This window comes from Piscinibacter sp. (assembly GCF_050175855.1).
Lineage (GTDB): Bacteria > Pseudomonadota > Gammaproteobacteria > Burkholderiales > Burkholderiaceae_C > Piscinibacter.
In genome coordinates this window covers 1-4054 of the sequence record NZ_JBFXIO010000430.1, presented here as the reverse complement: position 1 = coordinate 4054, position 4054 = coordinate 1, and the positions used below count along the sequence as shown (strand labels likewise).

The following is a 4054-nucleotide window of genomic DNA, read 5'->3' as shown; positions in this document are numbered from 1 at the left end:
CAGGGAGACCGCCGGCTCTCGCTGGCGGCTCTCCATAGATCGGGCACTCCCCGGTTAGTTCAAGCCGGCCACAATTCTTTGCATTCCGGCCCGAACCCCCGAGGGGCGCGTTCAGGCAGCGCGCTTGGCCTTCGACGTGGCGGCCTGGGTGGCCTTCACGGCGGTGCTGGTCACGGCCTGGAAGTTGGCTTCGGCCACTTCGGCGGCCTGCTTGGCGGCCTTGTGCACGCTCTCGTAGGCGTTGTTGGCGGCAGCGACGGCCGACTTCACCAGGGCCACGGCGTTCTCGGTGCCAGCCGGGGCGTTCTTGACGGCGGTGTCGACCACGGCCATGAACTTCTTCTGCGCGTCGGTGGCGGTTTCCTCGGCGACCTTGGCCACTTCGGCGTTGGTGGCGGCGGCGATGTCGTACAGGTGGCGGCTGTAGGCGGCGGCCTTCTCGGCAGCGGGCTGCAGCAGGCCGGCCTGCAGGGCGAACAGCTCCTGCGCGTCCTTGACCGACAGGGCGGCCTTGGTGGTGTCGGCGGTCTCGGCCAGCGCGGTCTTGGCGACCTGCATGTTCAGCTCGATCAGCTTCTCGACGCCCTCGAAGGCCTTGTTCGTCAGACCGAACAGGGTTTCGACGTTGGCCTTGTTGGCGGCGATGACTTGTTCAGCGGTCAGGAAGGACATGGAACTCTCCATTGAGGGTGTGGAACTGGATTCGCTGCATCTTTGTTGCAGTGCAGCATGAGGCGAAGTATATGCGCGCCGGGTCGCCTTTCAAGCCCTTTTTTGCTGCACTGCATCAAAGTTAGAGGGGTTTTTCTACTGGACACGTTTGCCGGGGTGGCGCGGCAGAATGCCGCCGGCCCATGCAAGCCTTCCACTCCGACCACTACGTCCTGCCGCTGCCGCCAGGGCACCGCTTCCCGATGCCCAAGTACCGGCTGCTGCGCGAGCGGATCGAGGGCGACCCCGGTTTCCGGCTTCGCGAATCGCCACCGGCCAGCGAAGGCGAGCTGGCGCTGGCCCACGAACCGGCCTACATCACGGCCGTGTTCCAGGGCACCTTGTCGCCCGCCCTGCAGCGCGAGATCGGCTTCCCCTGGAGCGAACGCATGGTCGAGCGCTCGCGCCGCTCGGTGGGCGCCACCATCGCCGCCGCACGCGCTGCTCTGGCCGAGGGCGTGGCTGCCAACCTGGCTGGCGGAACGCACCACGCCAGCGCCGACAGGGGCGGCGGCTACTGTGTCTTCAACGACGCCGCGGTGGCGGCCCGGCTGATGCAGGCCGAGTGGCACCGCCGCCACGGCAGCGCCGCCGGCGGGCTGCGTGTCGCGGTGATCGACCTCGACGTGCACCAGGGCAACGGCACCGCGGCGATCTTCCGCGACGACCCGACGGTGTTCACGCTGTCGCTGCACGGCGCGAAGAACTTCCCGTTCCGCAAGGAAGCGAGCGACCTCGATGTCGAGCTGCCCGACGGCTGCACCGATGTGCCGTACCTCGCGGCGCTCGACGCCGCGCTCGACGAGCTCTGGGCGCGCCACCGTGGCGGCCTGCCGGGCCTGGTGTTCTACCTGGCCGGCGCCGACCCCCACGAGGGCGACCGGCTCGGCCGCCTCAAGCTCAGCGCCGAGGGCCTGGCCGAGCGCGACCGGCGCGTATTCGCGGCCTGCCGCGAGCGCGGCATCCCGGTGGCGGTGAGCATGGCCGGCGGCTACGGGCAAGACATCGGCGTGACGGTCGACATCCAGCGCCGCACGCTGCTCGAGGCGCTGACCAGCTGGCGACAGTGGAATGCCCGGGGCGCGTGGAACAATCCGGCCCCATGAGTTCCAGGCCCCATCCCGAGCCGCGCAGCGCCTATCGCCACTTCCGCCCGATCCAGACACGCTGGGCCGACAACGACGCCTACGGTCACGTCAACAACGTCGTCTACTACGCCTGGTTCGACACCGCGGTCAACGGCTACCTGATTGAGGCCGGTGCGCTGGACATCCACGCCGGGGCCACCATCGGCCTGGTGATCGAGACGCGCTGCAACTATTTCGCCTCGCTGGCCTTCCCGCAGCAGGTGGAGGCCGGCCTGCGCGTGGCGCACCTCGGGCGCAGCTCGGTGCGCTACGAGGTCGGCCTGTTCGCCCACGACGCGCCCGAGGCCGCCGCGGCCGGCCACTTCATCCACGTCTACGTCGACCGGCACACGCGCCGGCCGGTGGAGCTTCCCGAGGCGCTGCGCGCCGCCCTGCAACCCCTGATCGTCACCGCATGACCGACACCGCCACCACGCACGCCGTCGACGAGGCCATCACCTCGCGGCGCTCCATCCGCGCCTTCCTGCCCACGCCGGTGCCGCGCGAGACGATCGAGGACATCCTGCGCGTGGCCGCGCGCGCGCCCTCGGGCACCAACACGCAGCCTTGGAAAGTGCACGTGCTGACCGGCGCGGCCAAGGAACGCCTGAGCGCCGCCATCAAGGCCGCCTTCGACGACCCGGTCGAGCGCGCGCGGCACAGCGAGGAATACGCCTACTACCCGACGCAGTGGCAGCCGCCCTACATCGACCGCCGCCGCAAGGTGGGCTGGGATCTGTACGGGCTGCTCGGCATCGGCAAGACCGACAAGGAGCGCATGCACGCCCAGCACGGCCGCAACTACGCCTTCTTCGATGCGCCGGTCGGCCTGATCTTCACCATCGACCGGGTGATGCAGCAGGGCAGCTGGCTGGACTACGGCATGTTCCTGCAGAACATCATGGTCGCCGCGCGCGGGCGCGGCCTCGACACCTGCCCGCAGGCCGCCTTCACGCAGTTCCACCGCATCATCGAGGCGCAGCTCGGCCTGGAGCCCGACGAGATGGTGGTGTGCGGCATGTCGCTCGGCCTGGCCGACCCGGATGCGGTCGAGAACACGCTGGTCACCGAGCGCGAGCCGGTCGCCGGCTTCACCCGCTTCCACGAATGAACGCGCGCCGCTTCATCGCGCTGGCGGCCCTGCTGCTGGCCAGCGGCTCGGCCGCGGCGGCCGAGGTCGACGGCGCCGCACTGGCCGCCTGGTGGGGCGTGCCCTTCGCCGGCATGCTGCTGTCCATCGCGCTGATGCCGCTGCTGGCGCCCAAGGTCTGGCATCACCACTACGGCAAGATCGCCGCGGGCTGGGCGCTGGCCTTCATGCTGCCCTATGCGCTGCTGCACGGGGCCGGCGCGGCCGGCAGCGCGCTGGTGCATGCGCTGGTGGCCGAATACATCCCGTTCATCATCCTGCTCACCGCGCTGTTCACCGCCGCCGGCGGCATCTACATCCGAGGCAACCTGCACGGCAGCCCAGTGCTGAACACCGGCCTGATGGGCATCGGCGCCGTGCTCGCCAGCCTGATGGGCACCACCGGCGCCTCGATGCTGCTGATCCGGCCGCTGATCCGCGCCAACGACAACCGCAAGCACGTCGTGCACGTGGTGGTGTTCTTCATCTTCATCGTCAGCAACGCGGGCGGCTCGCTGACGCCGCTGGGCGACCCGCCGCTGTTCCTCGGCTTCCTCAAGGGCGTGGACTTCTTCTGGACGGTCCAGCACATCTTCCCGGAGACGCTGTTCCTGGTGGGCACGCTGCTGGTGCTGTTCTTCGCCATCGACAGCTACTGGTACCGCAAGGAAGGCGTGCTGCCGCAGGACCCGACGCCCGATACGAAGAAGTTCGGCATCGACGGCGGCATCAACTTCCTGCCGCTGCTGGCGGTGGTCGCGCTGGTGTTGATGAGCGGCACCTGGAAGCCGGGCATCTCGTTCGACGTGTTCGGCACGCCGGTGGAACTGCAGCAGCTCGTGCGCGACGCCGGGCTGATCGGCGTCACGCTGGTCTCGCTGGCGATCACGCCGAAGAGCGTGCGCGATGACAACCAGTTCTCCTGGGCGCCGATGCAGGAGGTGGCCAAGCTGTTCATCGGCATCTTCCTGACCATGATCCCGGTGCTGGCGATGCTCAAGGCCGGCGAGGCCGGGGCGTTCGCCGCCGGGACGCGCGCGGTCACCGGCGCCCACGGCCAGCCGCAGCCGTGGGCCTACATCTGGTT

5 protein-coding genes are annotated in these 4054 nt (G+C 69.3%); 4 read left to right on the top strand and 1 reads right to left on the bottom strand.

Annotated elements, in window-relative coordinates; genetic code table 11:
- Window positions 1-111 precede the first annotated feature (111 nt).
- Window positions 112-672: a phasin family protein gene (locus AB7U92_RS23170; protein ID WP_428582549.1), complete on the bottom strand. Its 561-nt coding sequence runs from the start codon at window positions 670-672 to the stop codon at window positions 112-114.
- A gap of 182 nt (window positions 673-854) precedes the next feature.
- Here AB7U92_RS23170 and AB7U92_RS23165 point away from each other — a divergent pair, with 182 nt between their 5' ends.
- The 4 genes from AB7U92_RS23165 to AB7U92_RS23150 form a co-directional block, all read left to right on the top strand.
- Window positions 855-1817: a histone deacetylase family protein gene (locus tag AB7U92_RS23165; RefSeq protein ID WP_428582547.1), complete on the top strand. Its 963-nt coding sequence runs from the start codon at window positions 855-857 to the stop codon at window positions 1815-1817.
- Complete coding sequence (locus AB7U92_RS23160) at window positions 1814-2257, top strand: acyl-CoA thioesterase (protein WP_428309086.1); 444 nt, start codon at window positions 1814-1816, stop codon at window positions 2255-2257. Before AB7U92_RS23165 ends, AB7U92_RS23160 begins: the two co-directional genes overlap by 4 nt.
- Window positions 2254-2949 (top strand): nitroreductase, encoded by a 696-nt coding sequence (locus AB7U92_RS23155; RefSeq protein ID WP_428582545.1) that lies wholly within the window; start codon window positions 2254-2256, stop codon window positions 2947-2949. The genes AB7U92_RS23160 and AB7U92_RS23155 overlap by 4 nt, the downstream gene beginning before the upstream one ends.
- On the top strand, window positions 2946-4054 hold a 1109-nt coding region (locus tag AB7U92_RS23150), incomplete at its 3' end, for a sodium:proton antiporter (RefSeq protein ID WP_428582543.1). The genes AB7U92_RS23155 and AB7U92_RS23150, both read left to right, overlap by 4 nt.

Bases quoted from the DNA above. Each gene is read 5' to 3' on its own strand.
- AB7U92_RS23170 (WP_428582549.1), bottom strand. From the start codon at position 672: ATGTCCTTCCTGACCGCTGAACAAGTCATCGCCGCCAACAAGGCCAAC.
- AB7U92_RS23160 (WP_428309086.1), top strand. From the start codon at position 1,814: ATGAGTTCCAGGCCCCATCCCGAGCCGCGCAGCGCCTATCGCCACTTC.
- AB7U92_RS23165 (WP_428582547.1), top strand. From the start codon at position 855: ATGCAAGCCTTCCACTCCGACCACTACGTCCTGCCGCTGCCGCCAGGG.
- AB7U92_RS23155 (WP_428582545.1), top strand. From the start codon at position 2,254: ATGACCGACACCGCCACCACGCACGCCGTCGACGAGGCCATCACCTCG.